At 69.6% G+C, this 18,325-nt stretch carries 16 protein-coding genes; 3 read left to right on the top strand and 13 right to left on the bottom strand.

All coding sequences use genetic code 11. The features are described 5' to 3' along the window. Positions 1-114 precede the first annotated feature (114 nt). From OG453_RS16810 to OG453_RS16765, 10 genes are all read right to left on the bottom strand, one after another. Positions 115-1,200: a S1 family peptidase gene (locus OG453_RS16810; protein WP_266868686.1), complete on the bottom strand. Its 1,086-nt coding sequence runs from the start codon at positions 1,198-1,200 to the stop codon at positions 115-117. Between the two features lie 275 nt (positions 1,201-1,475). After that, positions 1,476-2,369, bottom strand: coding sequence for a slipin family protein (locus tag OG453_RS16805; protein WP_266868685.1), 894 nt, complete (start codon positions 2,367-2,369; stop codon positions 1,476-1,478). Between the two features lie 171 nt (positions 2,370-2,540). Then, positions 2,541-3,437 carry a S1 family peptidase gene (locus tag OG453_RS16800; protein WP_266868684.1) on the bottom strand — a complete coding sequence of 299 codons (897 nt, stop codon included), beginning with the start codon at positions 3,435-3,437 and terminating at the stop codon, positions 2,541-2,543. A gap of 259 nt (positions 3,438-3,696) precedes the next feature. After that, complete coding sequence (locus OG453_RS16795) at positions 3,697-4,542, bottom strand: DUF1684 domain-containing protein (RefSeq protein WP_266868682.1); 846 nt, start codon at positions 4,540-4,542, stop codon at positions 3,697-3,699. 5 nt (positions 4,543-4,547) lie between these two features. Continuing rightward, entirely contained in the window at positions 4,548-5,864 is a 1,317-nt protein-coding gene (locus tag OG453_RS16790; protein ID WP_266868681.1) for an NtaA/DmoA family FMN-dependent monooxygenase, read from the bottom strand. Continuing rightward, on the bottom strand, positions 5,857-6,852 hold the full coding sequence (locus OG453_RS16785) for an LLM class flavin-dependent oxidoreductase (RefSeq protein WP_266868679.1): 996 nt from the start codon (positions 6,850-6,852) through the stop codon (positions 5,857-5,859). Before OG453_RS16785 ends, OG453_RS16790 begins: the two co-directional genes overlap by 8 nt. Before the next feature lie 87 nt (positions 6,853-6,939). After that, positions 6,940-7,911 carry an ABC transporter substrate-binding protein gene (locus OG453_RS16780; protein ID WP_266868677.1) on the bottom strand — a complete coding sequence of 324 codons (972 nt, stop codon included), beginning with the start codon at positions 7,909-7,911 and terminating at the stop codon, positions 6,940-6,942. A 28-nt stretch (positions 7,912-7,939) separates the two neighbouring features. Next, a complete protein-coding gene (locus OG453_RS16775; protein ID WP_323178637.1) occupies positions 7,940-8,701 on the bottom strand; it encodes an amino acid ABC transporter ATP-binding protein in 762 nt (253 codons plus the stop codon). Next, a complete protein-coding gene (locus OG453_RS16770; RefSeq protein WP_266868676.1) occupies positions 8,698-9,576 on the bottom strand; it encodes an amino acid ABC transporter permease in 879 nt (292 codons plus the stop codon). Before OG453_RS16770 ends, OG453_RS16775 begins: the two co-directional genes overlap by 4 nt. Continuing rightward, a complete protein-coding gene (locus OG453_RS16765) occupies positions 9,573-10,430 on the bottom strand; it encodes an amino acid ABC transporter permease (protein WP_266868674.1) in 858 nt (285 codons plus the stop codon). Before OG453_RS16765 ends, OG453_RS16770 begins: the two co-directional genes overlap by 4 nt. A 447-nt stretch (positions 10,431-10,877) precedes the next feature. Here OG453_RS16765 and OG453_RS16760 point away from each other — a divergent pair, with 447 nt between their 5' ends. After that, positions 10,878-11,852 (top strand): ABC transporter substrate-binding protein, encoded by a 975-nt coding sequence (locus OG453_RS16760; protein ID WP_266868672.1) that lies wholly within the window; start codon positions 10,878-10,880, stop codon positions 11,850-11,852. 74 nt (positions 11,853-11,926) lie between these two features. Here OG453_RS16760 and OG453_RS16755 read toward each other — a convergent pair whose 3' ends face one another. Then, on the bottom strand, positions 11,927-13,183 hold the full coding sequence (locus tag OG453_RS16755; RefSeq protein WP_266868671.1) for a DUF5685 family protein: 1,257 nt from the start codon (positions 13,181-13,183) through the stop codon (positions 11,927-11,929). Positions 13,184-13,474: 291 nt separating this feature from the next. Between OG453_RS16755 and OG453_RS16750 the strand changes: the two genes are divergently transcribed. Beyond that, a complete protein-coding gene (locus OG453_RS16750; protein ID WP_135331402.1) occupies positions 13,475-13,915 on the top strand; it encodes a cell division protein SepF in 441 nt (146 codons plus the stop codon). A 13-nt stretch (positions 13,916-13,928) separates the two neighbouring features. Here the strand turns inward: OG453_RS16750 and OG453_RS16745 are convergent, their stop codons facing one another. Together OG453_RS16745 and OG453_RS16740 are read right to left on the bottom strand one after the other, a co-directional pair. After that, complete coding sequence (locus OG453_RS16745) at positions 13,929-15,122, bottom strand: acyl-CoA dehydrogenase family protein (RefSeq protein ID WP_266868668.1); 1,194 nt, start codon at positions 15,120-15,122, stop codon at positions 13,929-13,931. Positions 15,123-15,212: 90 nt separating this feature from the next. Continuing rightward, entirely contained in the window at positions 15,213-16,862 is a 1,650-nt protein-coding gene (locus OG453_RS16740; protein ID WP_266868666.1) for an MFS transporter, read from the bottom strand. A 229-nt stretch (positions 16,863-17,091) separates the two neighbouring features. On the opposite strand from OG453_RS16740, the gene OG453_RS16735 reads away from it, so the two are divergent. Next, the gene (locus OG453_RS16735; RefSeq protein WP_266868664.1) at positions 17,092-18,252 is read left to right on the top strand and encodes a glycosyltransferase family 39 protein; all 1,161 of its coding nucleotides are present in this window, start codon (positions 17,092-17,094) and stop codon (positions 18,250-18,252) included. Positions 18,253-18,325 lie beyond the last annotated feature (73 nt).

The following is an 18,325-nucleotide window of genomic DNA, read 5'->3' as shown; positions in this document are numbered from 1 at the left end:
CACATACGACCCGCAGACTTGAACCGAAAAGGCCCCACCCCCACTGATAACAGCGGGGGTGGGACCAGAAACTCCGCAAACCCCGCGGAGCGACCGGCGGATCAGCGACCAGCCTCAGCCGATTTCCGCACCGAGGGCGCTCAGCGCCTCCGGCACCGGCTGGAAGAAGGTCTCACCTCCGGAGGAGCAGTCACCGCTGCCGCCCGAGGTCAGGCCCAGCGCGGTGTCGCCCGCGAAGAGCGCGCCGCCGCTGTCACCGGGCTCGGCACAGACGTCGGTCTGGATGAGTCCGTTGACGATGTCGCCGTTGCCGTAGTTCACGGTGGCGTCCAGGCCGGTGACCGTGCCGTCGTGCAGCTGCGTGGTCGAGCCACTGCGCTGCACCTTCTGACCGACGGTCGCGTCGCCCGCCTTGGCGATGGCCTGGGTGGAGCCGTTGTAGAGGTTCACCTCGCTCGGGTGGGGGGTGTCGCCCGTGTACTTGACCAGGCCGTAGTCGTTGTCGGGGAAGCTGGAGTCGGTGTTCTCGCCGATGACCGGGCCGCCCTGCTTCTCGGACCAGCTCTTGATCGACTCTGTGCAGTGGCCCGCGGTCAGGAAGTGCGGCGCGCCGTCCTTGACCACGTTGAAGCCGAGCGAGCAGCGCCCGCCGTCGCCCCAGATGGCGTCGCCACTTGCGATGAAGGGCTTGAACTCCCCCTTGCTGTGCTGGAGTTCGGCCTTCGATCCGAGCTTCTTCACCACGGCGCTGAGCTTGTCCATCTCGGCGCCCTTGACCGTGCGGTCCGCCGTCACGACGACCTTGTTGGTGGCCGGGTCGACCGCCCACGAGGTGCCGGGGATGGACGCCTTGTCGCTCAGCGTCGAGCGGGTGCTCTTCAGCTCGGCCAGGGAGTGCTCGACGATTCTCGCCTTGGCCCCGGCCGCCTCGGCCGTCTCCGCCGCCGTCTCGTCGAGGACGTTCACGACGAGGTTCTTGCCCTTGGCGTCGTAGTACGTGCCCGCGGCGTCCACGCCGAGGTCCTTGGCGATGGACGTGGCGAGCGTTCCGGCCTTTGCGACCGTGAGGGTGTCCGGCGTGGGGGTCGGGGCACTCTCACTCGCGTTCGCAGTCTGGAAGGTGACTCCGGCGGCGATCAGCGCGACAACGCCCGCACCTGCGGCGGCCGCGCGTCCCTTGGGAATGCGTCGGTGCTTCAACTCACGTCCTCCTGTGGGGGGTCGGCCCGTTCGGTGTGGGGACCTGGGGGCCTGAAGGCGTACCGGCACGGAGTCGCACACGCTGGGAAAGCCGCGTCCATGCCAAAGGGTGCGGCCCACTATTCCGAGACCGTCCGGTAGCACACAAGGTCTACTTCAGGACGCGCACGCGACAAACACCGTGCGCCCCCTGCCCCTTCACCGAACCCGGTCTCGCCACGTCGGTTCCCGTTGCAAACACCGCGTGCGATCGGCCCTTCGGCAGCGGGTGAGGACTAGTCCAGTCCTGTTTTCGACTCTCCGCGCGCCGCCGGCTCTCCGGCTTCCGAATCCTGCGCACCGGATTCCGAGAGTGCGGGGGCGGGCCCGGGGGACGGCGCCTGCTGTGTCTGCGGAGTCGGCGGTTGGGCCGGCTGGGCCCGTTCGAGGAAGCGCAGAAGCTCGACGGGGAAGGGCAGGACGAGGGTGGAGTTCTTCTCGGCGGCGACCGCGACGACGGTCTGCAGCAGCCGCAGTTGGAGGGCCGCGGGCTCCTCCGACATCTCGTGGGCGGCCTCGGCGAGCTTCTTGGACGCCTGCAGCTCGGCATCCGCGTTGATCACGCGGGCCCGACGCTCACGGTCCGCCTCCGCCTGCCGCGCCATCGACCGCTTCATCGTCTCGGGAAGGGATACGTCCTTGATCTCGACCCGGTCGATCTGCACACCCCACCCGATGGCGGGCGAATCGATCATCAGCTCAAGACCCTGGTTGAGCTTCTCCCGATTGGAGAGCAGATCGTCCAGGTCGCTCTTGCCGATGATCGAGCGCAGGGACGTCTGGGCCATCTGCGAGACCGCGAACCGGTAGTCCTCGACCTGCACGACCGCCTCGGCCGCGTCGACCACCTTGAAGTAGATGACGGCGTCAACGCGCACCGTCACGTTGTCCCGCGTGATCCCGTCCTGCGCGGGCACCGGCATCGTCACGATCTGCATGTTCACCTTACGGAGCCGGTCCACCGCGGGGACGATCAACGTGAACCCCGGCCCGCGCACCGAACGCTGCAGCCGCCCGAGCCGGAGCACCACACCCCGCTCGTACTGCTTGACGACACGCGCCGCCGCCATGAGATAGACCACTCCGACAGACCCGACGGCCACTCCCGCCGTCACCAGCTCCTCGACCATGCCGGCCCCCCAGGGTCCGAATTGGGCGTGTTGGGCGTGTACTTCGAAGGTAACCCCGCACGGCGCACAAAGGGAGACGGGAGACAAGGGTGAACCCCCGCCCGACGTCCGGGCGGGGGTTCACCTGCTGCTGGCTGCGGTCTTGCTCGTACGTGGATCAGGCGTACGCGATCAGTAGACGCTCACGCCGTACCGGCTCAGCGCCTCGGTGACCGGCTGGAAGAAGGTCGTGCCGCCCGAGGAGCAGTTCCCGCTGCCGCCCGATGTGAGACCGAGCGCCTTCGTGCCCGCGTACAGCGGACCGCCGCTGTCGCCGGGCTCGGCGCAGACATTGGTCTTGATCATGCCGTAGACGATGTCGCCGCCGCCGTAGTTGACGGTCGCGTTGAGACCGGTGACCGAGCCGCCGTGGGTGCCGGTCGTGGAGCCGCGCCGCTTGACGGCCTGGCCCACGGTCGGGTTGCCCGCGCTGGTGATGTCCTGGCTGCCGACCGTGCCGGGGTGGCTGATCGAGCCGGAGTACTTGACGATGCCGTAGTCGTTGGTCGGGAAGCTGGAGCCCGTCGTGGACCCGATCGTCGTGGTGTGCCCGGAGTTGGACCACCAGGTGCCCGCACCGTCGGTGCAGTGCCCGGCGGTCAGGAAGTAGTAGGTGGTGCCGCTGCGGACGTTGAAGCCGAGCGAACAGCGCCAGCTGGACGCGTAGATGGCGTCGCCGCCGGAGATCAGCTTGTTGAACTTGCCGGGGGTGCGCTCGATCTTGAGGGCGCCCGCGTTGCCGCCCGCCGCCTTCTTGATCTCGGCGATCTCGGCCTTGGAGACGGTGCTGTCGGCGGTGACGACAAGGCGGTTGGTCGCCTTGTCGACGCTCCACGCGGTGCCCGCGACATCGGCGTCGAGCACCGCGTCGCCCGCCTTGGTGAGCTGCGCCGAGCTGAAGGTGGTGACGTCGTTGGCGTTCGCGGCGGGTACGGCGAGCGCGCCGGCGGCCACGAGTCCGGTGGCGATCGCGAGCAGACGAGTGCGTCTCGCTATGCCACTGCGGGGGGTGGTGCGCTTGATCCTCACTTGTTGTTCCTCCCGAGGGGAAGTCAGTGGGCCCGCGTGGGTTGGGAGCCCGTGAGGCGCAGCCAAGAAACAAAGGGCGGACCGGATTCCGGATACGCCGTGCCCCTGACAAGCGCTGCTCGGGAGTATTCGGGCCGAGGCGTGCCCGCACAAGGGCGCCTTTCGGCCGTCAGCCGGATACACGTCGACCGGCCCCGGTGGCTGTCGTACCTGTCGTACGCCACCGGGGCTCTGGGTCATCGGCTCCCAGTCAGACGTGTCACCGGTCGAGAAGGTTCCGTTCTCCGGCGGCGATCTCGGCGGCGAGGGTGTTGCCGGGCGGCGGGAAGGGGCAGATGAAGTGGTCGGCGAAGGCGCAGGGCGGCAGAAGCGCCCGGTTGAAGTCGACCGTCGTGCGCCCTTCCGCGTCCGGCGCGGCGGGCCGCAGGAAGCGGAAACGGTAGCTGGAGACCCCGCTGCTCGTGTCCGCGAACACCGCCCACAACGAGCCGTCGCCCTCCACCGACACCTGGAGCGTGTGCCGGTTTCCGGCCAGGCTGAAGGCCAGCTCACCGCCGAGACCGAGCCCGCGCTCCACCCCGTCGGCGTTGCCCACGCGAACGGTGCGTACACCGTCGACGGTGCTTTCGGCGTCGTACGGAGTGAAGCGCCCCGGCACCGCCCAGCGCTCGTCGTACGCGGTGGCCTCGATGCCCTGGAAGGCGCGGCGCGTGGCGGACTCCGGGTCGAAGTCCCGGACCGCCCAGAGCCCTTCGCGCCGGAGCACGACGAAGCGCCGCTCGCCGTGCGCGACACGGGCCGCGCCGACAGGGCCGGGGTCGGCGGCAAGGCGGGCCTCGCCGCTGAAGGGCTGCCCGTCGAGGGTGAGGCCGTCGCCGGGACCCGCGGTCAGGACGAGCTCGTCGCCCGCGTCGGTCCAGCGCCCGGGGATGTCCGGAAGTTGACCCTCCGGATAGTCCGCGAGCCAGTGTGTGCCGGTGAGGGAGAGCGGGCCGTAGGGCGCGGAGACGGTTTCCGTCCGCTGCTCGTGCCAGTGCTTCCAGTCCTGTACAGCGTCGTTGTCCTCGGCGCTGTCGTTGTTCTCGGCGCTCGTTTCGGTGCTCATGGTGATCAACCCTTCCATATGGGCTCGCGCAGCCCGAGGTGTGAGCGCAGCGTCGTGCCCCGGTATTCCGTGCGGTACACGCCCCGCTCCTGGAGCAGCGGCACCACCCGGTCGACGAAGTCGTCGAGCCCGCCGGGGGTGAGGTGCGGGACGAGGATGAATCCGTCGGCGGCGCCGGTCGCCACGAATTCCTCCAGTTCGGCGGCGACGGCCTCCGGTGTGCCGACGAACGACTGCCGGGTCGTCGTCTCGATGACGGTCTGCCGGATGGAGAGCCCCTTGGCCCGGGAGAGCGCACGCCACTTCGCAGCGATCTCAAGGGCGTTGGTGATCTTCACCCGGCCCTGGACGAGCGTCGATTCCGGGTCCGGGTCGATGTCGGGCAACGGCCCGTCCGGATCGTACGAGGAGAGATCCACGCCCCAGACCTGCTCCAGGGCGAGAATCGCGTTCTGCGGGGAGACCTGCTGGCGGCGGATCTCGGCGGCCCGCTCCTGGGCGTCGGCGGCGGTGTCGCCCAGGACAAAGGTGACGCCGGGCATGATCTTCAGGTCATCCGGCTCTCGGCCGTACTTGGCGAGACGGCCCTTCACATCGGCGTAGAAGTCACGGCCCGCCTCCAGCGTGCCGTGCCGGGTGAAGACGACGTCGGCAGCGGACGCGGCGAACTCCCGCCCTTCGGGCGAGTCCCCCGCCTGGATGACGACGGGATGCCCCTGCGGCGAGCGCGGCAGGGTGAACTCCCCTTCGATGTCGAAGTGTTGCCCCTGGTGCGCGAAGGGCCGCGGCTCGCCCTGCGGCGTCCAGGAGTCCCACAGCTCGCGCGCGGTCCTGACGAACTCGGCGGCGCGGGTGTACCGGTCCGCCCGGTCGAGATAGCCGCCGCGCCGGAAGTTCTCGCCGGTGAAGGCATCGGAGGAGGTGACGACGTTCCAGGCGGCGCGGCCCGCGCTGAGGTGGTCCAACGAGCTGAGCCTGCGGGCCAGTTCGTAGGGCTCGTTGAAGGTCGCGTTGACCGTGCCGGCCAGGCCCAGGCGTTCGGTGACGGCGGCGAGCGCGGTCAGGACGGTGAGCGACTCGGGCCGCCCGACGACGTCCAGGTCGTGGATGCGCCCCTTGTGCTCGCGCAGCCGAAGTCCTTCCGCGAGGAAGAAGAAGTCGAAGAGACCGCGCTCGGCGGTGCGGGCCAGATGCTCGAACGACGCGAAGTCGATCTGCGAGCGGGACCGCGGATCGGCCCAGACGGTGGTGTTGTTGACGCCGGGGAAATGCGCGGCGAGGTGCAACCGCCGCTTCTTCGACGCATGCGTACGTTCACTCATGACGGTCCCCCGCGAGCGCGGCGTAACGGTTGGCGGGCCGGGCGAGGTCCAGGTGTTCCCGGAGGGTGCTGCCCGGATAGAACGTGCGGAACAACCCGCGGTGCTGCAGCAGCGCCACGGTGCCGTTGACCAGCCGCTCCAGGTCGCGGCGCGGCTCGGCGGGCCGCAGGTGGAATCCGTCGACGGCGCCGGACGCGTGCCAGGAGGCGATGAGTTCGGCGAGGTCGACGACGGCCTCGCCGTCGCCGAGGTCCACGGTGAGGTCGGCGAGGACCTTGAGCGCGTCCGGGTCGCGTCCGAACCCGGCGGCGGCCGCCCGCAGTTCGGCACGCGCGGCCTCCGCTCCGGGGAGTCCGGCGACACGGACAAGGGCGACATCCGCGTACCGCGCCGCGGTGTCGCGGGCGTGCGGGGCGGTGGCGTCGACGACGGTCACCGGGTGGCCCTGCGGCGGCCGGGGCACGATGGAGGGACCCCGGACGGAGAAGGCGCTCCCCTCGAAGTCGACGTAGTGCAGCTTGTCCCGGTCGATGAAGCGGCCGGTGGCCACGTCCCGTATCTCGGCGTCGTCCTCCCAGCTGTCCCACAACCGCCGGGCCACATCGGCGACTTCACCGGCTTCCCGCCACAGCTCGCCGGCCGGCGCGGCATGCCGCCGCCCGAAGAGCCGGGCCTCCGCCTCGCTCTCCGACACGTCGATCGCCCAGCCGGCCCGCCCGTGGCTGACCCAGTCCAGGGTCGCCAAGGCCGCCTGCACATGGAACGGCTCGGTGTGCGTGGTCGTCACCGTGGGGACGAGCCCGATCCGCGCGGTGCCGGGCGCGACCCGCGCAAGCACGGCAAGCGCATCGGCCCCCGGCCGCCCGAAGGAGTCCCCGAGCGTCACAAAGTCGAGCAGCCCACGCTCGGCGAGCAGAGCCGACTCGGCATAGGGGGCGGCTTCGTAGGCCCCCGGTTGATCGATGGAGACGGCGAGGTGAAGGGTCATTGATAAACCTTTCCGGTGGGATGACGCCCCTGAAAGGGGCGCGGGGAACTGCGCGAGCAACCACGACGCACCCGCAGCCGAAAACGGCTACGGCTTGGGCAACCCCGGCGGATTGATCCGCGACTTCCGCACGGCCTCACTCGAAAGCCCCCACCGCTTCAAAACCTCCCCATAACTCCCGTCCTTGATCACGTAATTGAGCGCCGCGGCATAGGCATCAACAAGCCCACTCCCCCGCTTGGTAGTGGCGGCAATCTCCCCCTGAACCAAGGCGCCCCCGCCAGAAACCGTGCCGACGATCTTCGTCTGACCAGCAGAAGCCACGTGATAAGCAGCCGAAGGATTGGGCCCGAGATACGCGTCGATGCGCCCCGACTGGAGGGCCAGGTAATAGTCGGAGTCCTTCTGGAAGTACTTGATGTCCACCGGCTCACGCCCGGCCTTCTCGTTCTCCTTGCTCCAGTCGACAAGGATCTTCTCCTGGTTGGTGCCAGAAGAGACGGCGATGGTCTTCCCCGCCACGTCCGCCGGCTTCTTCACCGTCCAGTCGGCGTCCTCACGCGCCTCGAAGGCAATATTGTCGAGGCGGTACGTCGCGAAGTCGTACTTCTGCTTGCGCTCCTCGGTCACCGTGACATTGCCGAAGACCCCGTCGAACTTCCCGCTGTCCAGGCCGACGAAGAGGTTCTCCCAGGACACCTGCTCGAACTTCGGCTTCAGTCCGAGCGTGTCGGCGACCAGGATCGCGATGTCGACCTCGGAGCCGATGCGGGTCTTGTCGTCGGTGGCGTAGAACCCGAGCGGTGCGGTCGAGTCGGCGCCGCCGCCGAGCCGCAATGTGCCGCGCCCGCGCACCTCTTCGGGTACGAGCTCGGCGATCGCGTCGACCTTCTTGCCGCGTACGCGGTTCTGGTCGGGCCCGATGTTGATGTCGCCGACCTTCTTGGTGCCGGGTTTGCCGCCGCCGGTCGCGGCGTCGCTGTCCCCGCCGCAGGCGCCGAGCAGCGGCGCGATGGCCAGTGCGGCGACGGAGGCGGAGAGGGTGCGTCGGGAAAACATACGGAAGCTCCTAGAGAAAGAACCTGGGCTAGAGAACCTTGGAAAGAAACGCGCGGGTACGTTCATGCCGCGGCCGGTCGAGTACGTCACCGGGGGCGCCCTGCTCGACGATGAGTCCGTCGTCCATGAAGACGACCGTGTCGGCGACCTCGCGCGCGAAGCCGATCTCATGGGTGACGACGATCATCGTGGTGCCCTGGCTCGCCAAGTCCTTGATGACGTCGAGAACTTCGCCCACCAGCTCGGGGTCGAGCGCGGACGTCGGCTCGTCGAACAGCAGCAGTTTCGGCTCGACGGCGAGCGCGCGGGCGATGGCGACGCGCTGCTGCTGTCCGCCGGAGAGCTGCTTGGGGTAGGCGTCCGCCTTGTCGGCGAGCCCGACCCGGGCGAGCAGCGCCTCGGCGTCCGCGACGGCCTCCTTGCGGGGCCGCTTCAGCGCCGAGACCGGCGCCTCGACGATGTTCTCCAGGACGGTCAGATGCGGGAAGAGGTTGAAGTTCTGGAAGACGAAGCCGATCTGGGTCCGCTGCTTGAGCACCTCGCGCTCGCGCAGCTCGTACAGCTTGTCGCCGGAGCGCCGGTAGCCGACGAGCGCGCCGTCGACGCTGATCCAGCCCTTGTCCACCTTCTCCAGGTGGTTGATGGCGCGCAGGAGCGTGGACTTGCCGGATCCGGAGGGGCCGAGGACGACGGTGACCTCGCCGGCCCGCACCTCCAGATCGATGCCTCGCAGCACGTCAAGCGATCCGAAGGACTTGTGCACGGACCGGAGTTCGACCATCGCGCTCATCGCGATTCCCCCTTGGAGAAGTGACGTTCGACGTAGTGCTGGAGGACGGAGAGGGCGGTGGTGAGCAGCACGTACCAGGCGGTGGCGACCATCAGGAGCGGCACGACGCGGCCGTTGCGGCCGTAGATGACCTGCACTTGGTAGAAGAGCTCGCCGATCGCCATCACGGAGACGATCGAGGTGCCCTTGAAGAGGGAGATGATCTCGTTGGCGGCGTTGGGCAGGATCGAGCGCATCGCCTGCGGGAGCACGATGCGGCGGATCTGCCGCAGCCTGGGGATGCCGAGCGCGGCCGCCGCCTCCAACTGGCCGCTGTCGACGGCCAGTACGCCGGCCCGCACGATCTCGGCGGCGTACGCGGCCTGGTGCAGTGCAAGCCCGAGGACGGCCGCGCTCATCGCGCCGACGAGCCCCATCGTGTCGAAGGAGAAGAAGCCGGGCCCGAACGGGATGCCGAACTGCAACTCCTTGTAGAGATAGGCCAGGTTGAACCAGAAGAGCAGCTGCACGATGAGCGGGATCGACCGGAACGCCCAGATGTAGGCGAAGGCCACCGACTTCAGGAAGGGGCTCGCGGAGAGCCGCATGAAGGCGATCACAATGCCGAGCGCGAAGCCGAGCGCCGTGCCGTAGAACGTGAGCTGGAGGGTGACCCAGACCGCCTCCAGGATCACGTCGGCGGTGAAGAACTCGGCGAACACCTCCCATTCCCACCCGGAGTTGGTGGCGAGCCCGTGCACGAACTGGGCCACGAGGACGGCCGTCACGGCGACGGCCACCCAACGCCAGGGATGGCGCACGGGAACGACTTTCAGCGCGCCGTAGTCGTCGCCCTTCACGAGGTCGCCGGTGGGACGGCGCTCCGTCACGCTCATCGGGTCCGCTCCGAACCGCGCGCGTAGTGCCGCTCCACGTAGTACTGGCCGACGCTCAGCAGCGAGGTGACCACGACGTACCAGATGGTGGCGACCAGGAGCAGCGGGATCACCTGGTAGGTGCGGTGGTAGACCAGCTGCACGGAGTACAGCAGGTCCTGTACCGCGATCACGCTGACGATCGAGGTGCCCTTGAGCGTGCCGATCAGCATGTTCCCGGCCGGCGGCACGATCGAGCGCATGGCCTGCGGCAGGACGATCCGCCGCCATCTGCGCCACCGGCCGAGCCCGAGCGCCTGCGCGGCCTCGATCTGCCCCCGGTCGACGGAGAGGATGCCGCCGCGCACCACCTCGGCGGCGTACGCGGCCTCGTGCAGGGTCAGCCCGATGACGGCGATGCTGATCGGCCCGAGGAGGTTCACCGTCTTCACGCCGAAGAGGTACGGGTACAGCGCCCCGATGTTGAACCAGAACAGCAGCTGCACCAGGATCGGCATCGACCTGAAGAGCCAGACATAGCCCCAACTGACGCCCCGCAGCACGGGGTTGGCCGACAGGCGCCCCGCCGCGAGCAGTGTGCCGAGCGCGAAGCCGAGCACCATGACGACGGCGGTCAGCCAGAGCGTCAGCCACAGGCCGCGCAGCACGGACGCGGAGGTGAAGTGGTCGCCGACCACGTCCCACTGGAACGCGTCATTGCGTACGACGGAGTTGACGGCGAGCCCGAGCAGCACCAGGACCACGGCGGCTGCCACCCACTGCCCCGCTCGGCGCTGCGGCACGATGCGCGGGAGATCGGGCGGGGGATCTTGCGGAGGGGCGGTCGCGGCTTTGGCGAGCGTGTCGGAAGACATGGCGAAGGCTCCGTGGATACGGGAGGTGATGCCTTCACACGGACCGAGCCCCTCAGCACGATCCGCCTTGAGAGTACGGGGACCGTTCGGCCCGCTGTCAAGGCTGTCCAGGATATGAGCGTTACGTCTCACGGCAGTTGACGCGGAAACGGATGCCTGCTCCACTTGCCCCATGCATTCGCAGCAGTGGCTGGTCACGCGCTCCCACATCGACTTCGGTCGAGTGTGGTCCGCGTCGTGTTCGACGACTCTCTGAGCCGACCCCCTGCGCGCTGAGCCCTTCGCTGTTCCCGGGTCTCTCCCGCCTTGCATCTCCCGTGCGCCCGCGCGCCGTTGACCCCGCCTTCACACGCGTACGCCACTGCTGCACCGCCATGAGCAGCGGCACCCCCTCCCCTCGCACGTCCGCTTCGCCCTGCCCTGCCGCCTGATGGAGACCGTCACGCCATGAGCAAGTCCGCGCATCCGCGCATCCAGCACTCCCGCCGCATCCCTGCGGCCTTCGCCCTGATCACCGCCGCCACGCTCACGCTCACCGCCTGCGGTTCGGGCGGCTCCGCCGACACCACGGGCGGCGCGGCACCCGCGGGCAGCAGCGACAAGATCCCCACCACGGACGTGGTCTCCTCGGTCAAGAAGAACGAGGCGGCGGCGGAGCTGCTCCCCTCGGACGTACGCGAACGGGGCACCCTCAATCTCGCGACCGCCGTCGGCGGCAGCCCACCGGGCAACACCTACCTGGAGGACGGCAAGACGATCGTCGGCCAGGACGCCGACTTCGCGGAGGCGGTCGCCAGGACACTCGGCCTGAAGCTGAAGCGGGAGCCCGCGAGCTTCGAGGCGATCCTGCCCGCCCTGGACAGCGGCAAGTACGACCTGGGCACCGGCAACTTCGGCGTGACGGAGGAGCGGCGCAAGACCATCGACTTCGTCACGTACATCAATGACGGCCAGGGCTTCGCCGTCCGTGACGACAGCAAGCTGAAGAAGGTCACCGACTTCAAGCAGCTGTGCGGCCTGAACGTGGCGACCGGCGCGGGCACCACGTTCGAGGTCACCCTGGAGGACAACAAGCACGTCTGCGACGACGCCGGCAAGAAGCCGTACAGCGTGAAGACGTACGCCGAGCAGAGCGCGATCTGGGGCTCGCTCCAGCAGGGCCGCAGCGATGTGGTGATGTCCACGATCAACGGCCTGCGCTATGCGGTCGCCCACCAGGAGGGCCTGAAGTTCCTGGGCGAGTACCACCGCCTCGACGTCGGCTTCGCCTTCAAGAAGGGCACGAGGCTCGCGCCCGCGTTCCGGGCGGCGGTAAATCAGCTGATCGCCGATGGCACGTATGCCCGCATCCTGAAGAAGTGGGACACACAGGACTCAGCGATCGAAAAGTCCCAGATCTCCCCACCGGAGATCAAGGACTAGCGCCCCGAAGGGGCGCGGGGAACTGCGCGCCCAGCCACAACGAACCCGCAGACGAACAGCGCCACCCGGAGTACTTACAACCCGCAGTCACAACAAGAGCAGCACTCGCAGCAGGAGCAGCACCCACTGTCACCACAGTTGTTGCAGCAGCCCTCCCGCTTCTTGCGGGACCACGGCCCCTCATAGGAGTCCGCGCAGCACAGCTTGCAGGTGCAGCAGAGCCCGATGGCCACCGCGCACCCCGCCCAGAAGCCCCGCTTCCCCGGCTTCGGGGGCGGGACCGGCTCGAATCCGGGGCCGCCTCCGAAGCCACCGGGCCCGCCGGGACCACCGTGACCGCCCGGAGCCCCGGGCGCCCCGCCCCCGTACGGATTGCCACCCCCGTACGGAGGCTGCTGCCCATAGGGATTGCCACCCTGCGGCGGCCCGAAGGAACCACCCTGATGGGCCGTCACCTCATGGCTGTGCCCGCACGACTCGGTCCCGAAGGCCCGGTCCACCGACCGGCTCAGCTCGTGCGCCAGCAGCATGTGCGCCAGCTTGCCGTCCGTGAACTCGGCATCCCGCAGCGCGAGCCGGATGCCGTGCACGGCGTCGTCGGCAAGCCGCCGCGCATCGGCAAGGCCCGTACCCGTGGCCGTCAAGGGGTTCCACGCACCCGACGCGGCGTCAGCTTCCTTGTCCTCCACGGCGTCCAGGAGATGCGCGAGCCGGCCGAAGAGCCGTCCGGCCTCGGCGAGCGGCTCGGCGTTGCCGGGCCTGCCCGCTATGACGGCGGTGTGCGCGAAGGCGGCCGCCGTCGCCGTCTCGGTGGGTTCGGTGACCGTCAGAAGCGAGGTGCCGGGGCCCGCCAAGCCCTCGATGCCGACCTGTCGTTCGACGGCGTCGACCAGGACCGCCGTGTCGAAGCCCACATCGGCGCCGGTCCGCGCGCCCGCCCGGTCCCAGCTCCGCGCGACCTTCCGCGCGGCGGCGGCCACCGGCCTGCGCGCCAAGAGCCCGTCGCCGTCGACGACGTGGTCGCGCACCTTGGCGGACGCGAGCACCAGGGAGACGGCGGCGGCGAGCCGCGCGCCCTCGCCCTGCGCGACGGAGGCGGTCCGCATGCCGCGCAGCGGACAGGGCCCCGCGGTGCGCCGCCAGCCGGTCGACTTCTCGGCCTGAGCCTCCGTCAGAACTGAGATGATCAGGCCGTCGTAGTTGGTCACGACGCGGGCGAACTGCCCGTGGTCACCGCGCAGCGCGAGGCAGAGCCCGCACAGATGCGCCATCCACTGTGTCTTCAGCCCCTCACCGAGGCGGTGGCTGCATGGCCTGACGATTCCGAACAAGACGACTCCCCCGAGAAGCCCGGCGAACGATCAACTCCGGCATCGTATCCAGGGGTCCGTTCACCCGGACGCACCGGCCGTCACCCAAACGCCGTGAAAATCATATTTCACTCACAGTCAGCAACCGTATACGGCAAGACCCTTGAGGAATAACGTGCTTCGGGCCGTTGACTCTGCACCAGTACCGTCACGAAAACCCCGCGCGGCGACTATCCACTTGGCGCACCATCCGCATCATGGACGAACATGGGGATGCGGAAAGCAGAAAGCCCGCTGTGAGAGGAGGCGTCCATGGGATCGGTGCGCAAGGCGAGTGCCTGGCTTGGCCTCGTCGACGACAACAATGACGAGCGTTACTACGACGGCTACGACGATGACGGTGCCGAGGGACCCGGCGATGCCTGGGTCACCGACCCGCGGGTGCGGGTGGCGAGCGAGACGGCCGAGGAGCAGGGCCGCCGGATCGGGACCGTGACCCCGGACAGCTTCCGGGACGCGCGCGGCATCGGCGAGATGTTCCGGGACGGCGTCCCGGTCATCGTGAACCTCACCTCGATGGAGCCCGGCGACGCCAAGCGCGTCGTGGACTTCGCGGCCGGCCTGACCTTCGGTCTGCGCGGCTCCATCGAGCGCGTGGCCACGCGGGTCTTCCTGCTCACGCCCGCCGACACACAGATCGTCAACGGGGAGGCCGCGAGCCGCCCCGTCGACGGTTTCTTCAACCAGAGCTAGCGGGCGAGGCCGCTCACCGGAAGGCGTCGATGCCGGTGAGCGCCTTGCCCAGGACGAGCTGGTGCATCTCGACGGTGCCCTCGTAGGTGAGGACCGACTCGAGGTTCGTCGCGTGCCGCATCACGGGGTATTCGAGAGAGATCCCGTTGGCGCCGAGGATCGTCCGTGACGTACGGCAGATCTCGATCGCTTCTCGTACGTTGTTGAGCTTGCCGAAGCTGACCTGCTCGGGGCGGAGCCGGCCCGCGTCCATGCGCCGGCCGAGGTGGTGCGCGAGCAGGATGCCCTTGTGCAGCTCGACCGCCATGTCGGCGAGCTTGGCCTGGGTGAGCTGGAAGCCGCCGATGGGCCGGCCGAACTGCTCGCGGGTCTTGGAGTAGGCGACGGCTGCCTCGAAAGAGGAGCGGGCGGCGCCCATGGCTCCCCAGACGATGCCGTAGCGCGCGTGGGAGAGGCAGCTCAGCGGGCCCTTGAGGCCGGTGACCTCGGGAAGCACCGCGTCGGCGGGCAGCCGCACCTCGTCCATCACCAGCTCGCTGGTGACGCTCGCGCGCAGCGACCACTTGTGCTTGATCTCGGGCGCCGAGAAGCCGGGGGCGTCGGTCGGCACGACGAATCCCCTGATCCCGTCGTCGGTGTGCGCCCAGACGACGGCGACGCCCGCGACGGATCCGTTGGTGATCCACATCTTGCGGCCGGTGAGCACCCAGTCGGTGCCGTCCTTCTTCGCGAACGTGCGCATGGACGCCGGGTCGGAGCCGTGGTCGGGCTCGGTGAGCCCGAAGCACCCGATGATCTCCCCCGCGGCCATCCCCGGCAGCCAGCACTGCTTCTGCTCCTCGGAGCCGAAGCGGTGGATGGCGTACATGGCGAGGGAGCCCTGCACGGAGACGAGCGAGCGGATGCCGGAGTCGGCGGCCTCCAGCTCAAGGCAGGCGAGGCCGTACTGGACGGCGCTCGCGCCGGCGCAGCCGTAGCCCTGAAGGGACATGCCGAGCGCGCCGATCGAGCCGAGCTCGCGGGCAAGATCGCGGATGCCGGGCAGCTCGCCCTTCTCGTACCACTCGGCGATGTGCGGCAGGACGCGGTCGGCCGCCCAGGTGCGGACGGTCTCCCGGATCGCGAGGTCCTCCGGGTCGAGGAGGTCGTCGATGCCGAGCGGGTCGGTGGGGTCGAAGGGCGGCAGGGTGCGGCTGCTTGCGGACATGACGGGCCTCCGGCGGCGCAAAAACTAGCAGTGTTAGCTACTGACGACTCGCGCTGACGCTACGACGCCGTGTCCCGCGCGTCCACCGGGTCAGCGGACCGACTCCGCGGCGACCGCCGTCGCGTCACGGGGCGCCGGTATCCCCGGCTCGGGCTGAGGCTCGGGCTGAGTCTCGGGCTCGGGCTCCGCCGCGCCGCACTCCATGGTCCGCGGCAGGCGCAGCGCCATCAGCGCGCCGAGCAGCAGCAGCCCCGCACTGACCAGCAGCGTCACATGCAGCCCGTGCACGAAGGACTCGCGCGCGGCATTGCGCAGCGCGGCCCCCGCGTTGCCGCCGAGCCGCGACGCGACCTCGTACGCCTCGCCGAGCGAGTGCCCCGCGGCGCCGCTGTCCTTGGCGGGGACGCCGGGCACGGAGGAGAGACCCGGCGCGTACGCCGCGTTCATGACGCTGCCGAGCAGCGCGATGCCGATGCCCGCGCCCAGCTGGTACGAGGTCTCGCCGATGGCGGCCGCGCCGCCCGCCTGCGACGGGGGCGCCTCGCTGAGCATCGACTCGTACGAGCCGAACAGGGTGGTCTGCAGGCCGAGGCCGAGCAGCACGAAGCTGATCAGGAGCAGCGGGTCGTTGAGCTTGTCGCCCATGCCGGTGAGCACCAGCACGGCCACCGCGGTGAGGGTGAAGCCGGAGGCGACCATCGTGCGCGGGCCGAAGCGGTGCAGCAGCTTCGATCCGGCAAGGCCGGCGGCCATCGCGGCGACGGTGAGCGGCACGAGCCGCATGCCGGTCTCCAGCGGGGAGAGGCCGAGCACCAGCTGCAGATACTGCGCTGCGACCAGTTCCAGGCCCACCAGGGCGAGCATCGCGAGCACGATGCAGCCGAGCGAGGTGGAGAACGCGGGCCGCGCGAACATCGACAGGTCGATGAGCGGGTGCTTGCGCCGTCGCTGCCTGCGCACGAAGCCGATCAGGAGGGCCGTGCCGACGGTGAACGCGAGGAGGGTCGTCATGCCGAACGGCGACTCGCCGCCGCCCGCGCGCTTCACCGCGAAGACCAGACCAAAGAGGCCGCCCGCCGCCATCAGCGCGCCGACGACGTCCCACGGTCCGTTGCGGTCGCCCGTCGACTCGGGGAGCAGCCAGCGCCCGATGGGCAGGCTGACCAGCATCAGCGGGATATTTATGAGGAAGACCGAGCCCCACCAGAAGTGCTCGAGCAGGAAGCCGCCGAGCAGCGGCCCGCCCGCGGCGCCGATGCCGGCCACCGCGCTCCACACGCCGATGGCGACGGCGCGCTCGCGCCGGTCGGGGAAGACCTGCCGGAGGATCGAGAGGGTCGCGGGCATGATCATCGCGCCGCCGACGCCGAGCAGGGCGCGGGCCGCGATCAGGACCTGGGCGTTGTCCGCCGTGGCCGCGACGGCCGAGGCCACGCCGAAGAGTGCGTATCCGAGCAGCAGCACACGCCGCCGGCCCACCCGGTCACCGAGGGTGCCGAAGAGGATGAGCAGCGAGGCGCACACCAGTGGATAGACGTCGACGATCCACAGCAGCTCGATGCCGCCGGGCTTCAGGTCCTCCGTGACGGCGGGCACCGCGACATGCAGCACCGTGGCGTCGACGGCGACGAGCAGCAGGCTGACGCAGAGGACGACGAGCACCAGCCAGCGGTTGGCGCCCTCCTGCGACCTGGGCACCCGACGGCCGGAGGGAGCAGTGGCCGTGGTTGTCCCCGACATGTGCGATACCTCCCAGTGATCCCTCGCATCGGCGGCCCGCGGGACGCGATCTCCCAGCTGGCGGCGGCGAAAGGCGAGTGAGCCGTCAGAGTACGCGAGTTCACGGCTGTGGCGCGTGGCGGACCTCTCATGGTTGTGCGCAGACCGTGTGGCGTACGCCACGCCGCCCACCCATGGACCACGCACCCGGGCCGCCGCGCGGTTCCTGCGTACGCCGATAATCGAGCCCGTGACCGACCTCGATCAATGCCTGCCGCGGCCCTCGTACGGTCCCCGCGCGGGGACCGCGCTGCGCCGTGCCGCGCCCGCGATCCTCGCCTACGCCGGGGTGCGCGCCCTGGGCATCGCGGTCCTCGCGGTGTGGAGCGCTGCGGCGGGCAAGAGCCCGCACACGCTGCTCACCGCCCGCTGGGACTCGCTCTGGTACACCCGCGTCGCCGAGTTCGGCTACGGCTGGGAGGTGAAGCTGCCGGACGGCAGCGTCCACTCCAACCTGGCGTTCTTCCCACTCCTTCCCTGGCTGGAGCGGCTCGTCTCGGCGGTCAGCCCGTTGTCGTACGCCGATGCGGGCCTGGTGGTGAGCTGGCTCGCGTCGCTCTGCGCGGCCGGAGGGATCTTCGCGGTCGCCGATCATCTGTACGGGCGCCGGGCGGGGATCTGCGCGGTCGCGCTGTGGGCGGTGCTGCCGGTCGGCATCGTGCAGTCGATGGCGTACAGCGAGTCACTGTTCACCGCGCTCGCGGCCTGGTCGCTGTACGCGGTGCTCACGGGCCGCTGGGTGTGGGCGGGCGTGTTCGCCTCCCTCGCGGGTCTCACCCGCCCGGTGGGCGCCGCGGTGGTCGCCGCGATCTGGGTGACGGCCGCCGTCCGCGTCCACCGGGAGCGGCGGGCGGACGCGCGGATGATCCTCGGGGTGCTTCTGGCACCGCTCGGCGCCGCGGGATATGTGCTCTGGGTGGGCCACCGCACCGGCGACGGTCTCTTCGGCTATCTCGACGTCCAGGCCGGGTGGGGCAACGGCTTCGACTTCGGTTACGCCTTCGCCCGCTTCATCGGCGACAAGTTCACCGGCTTCCCCGCGGCCCTGGCCGGCGTCGGCCTGATCATCGGGGTCGCCCTGCTGATCTGGCTGTACGTCATCGGCGTACGCCAGAAGCAGCCACTGCCGCTTCTCGTCTACACGGGCATCGTCGTCGCGCTCGCCCTGTGCGCGGCCGGCTACTTCGGCTCGAAGCCGCGCCTCCTGCTGCCCGCGTTCCCGCTGCTCCTGCCGCTCGCGGTGGCCCTCGCCCGGCTGCGTACGTCCAGGTCGGCGCTGGTGCTCGGGGGTGTGGCCGTGGCGAGCGCGGTGTACGGGGCGTTCTGGCTCAACGGCTCGGGACCTCCATGATCATCAACTCGCTCCTCCGGTGATCGAGGGGAAAATTCCGGACCAGGTCCCGGTGAACGAATAAATAAGCGCC

It is taken from the genome of Streptomyces sp. NBC_01381, from assembly GCF_026340305.1.
Classification (GTDB): Bacteria; Actinomycetota; Actinomycetes; order Streptomycetales; family Streptomycetaceae; genus Streptomyces.
This window is presented reverse-complemented; position numbering and strand designations above follow the sequence as displayed.

Excerpts from the sequence above, each read along its gene's own strand:
- OG453_RS16750 (WP_135331402.1), top strand. The coding sequence starts at position 13,475 with ATGGGATCGGTGCGCAAGGCGAGTGCCTGGCTTGGCCTCGTCGACGAC.
- OG453_RS16805 (WP_266868685.1), bottom strand. The coding sequence starts at position 2,369 with ATGGTCGAGGAGCTGGTGACGGCGGGAGTGGCCGTCGGGTCTGTCGGA.
- OG453_RS16740 (WP_266868666.1), bottom strand. The coding sequence starts at position 16,862 with ATGTCGGGGACAACCACGGCCACTGCTCCCTCCGGCCGTCGGGTGCCC.
- OG453_RS16770 (WP_266868676.1), bottom strand. The coding sequence starts at position 9,576 with ATGAGCGTGACGGAGCGCCGTCCCACCGGCGACCTCGTGAAGGGCGAC.
- OG453_RS16765 (WP_266868674.1), bottom strand. The coding sequence starts at position 10,430 with ATGTCTTCCGACACGCTCGCCAAAGCCGCGACCGCCCCTCCGCAAGAT.
- OG453_RS16780 (WP_266868677.1), bottom strand. The coding sequence starts at position 7,911 with ATGTTTTCCCGACGCACCCTCTCCGCCTCCGTCGCCGCACTGGCCATC.
- OG453_RS16790 (WP_266868681.1), bottom strand. The coding sequence starts at position 5,864 with ATGAGTGAACGTACGCATGCGTCGAAGAAGCGGCGGTTGCACCTCGCC.
- OG453_RS16745 (WP_266868668.1), bottom strand. The coding sequence starts at position 15,122 with ATGTCCGCAAGCAGCCGCACCCTGCCGCCCTTCGACCCCACCGACCCG.
- OG453_RS16760 (WP_266868672.1), top strand. The coding sequence starts at position 10,878 with ATGAGCAAGTCCGCGCATCCGCGCATCCAGCACTCCCGCCGCATCCCT.
- OG453_RS16785 (WP_266868679.1), bottom strand. The coding sequence starts at position 6,852 with ATGACCCTTCACCTCGCCGTCTCCATCGATCAACCGGGGGCCTACGAA.
- OG453_RS16775 (WP_323178637.1), bottom strand. The coding sequence starts at position 8,701 with ATGAGCGCGATGGTCGAACTCCGGTCCGTGCACAAGTCCTTCGGATCG.
- OG453_RS16795 (WP_266868682.1), bottom strand. The coding sequence starts at position 4,542 with ATGAGCACCGAAACGAGCGCCGAGAACAACGACAGCGCCGAGGACAAC.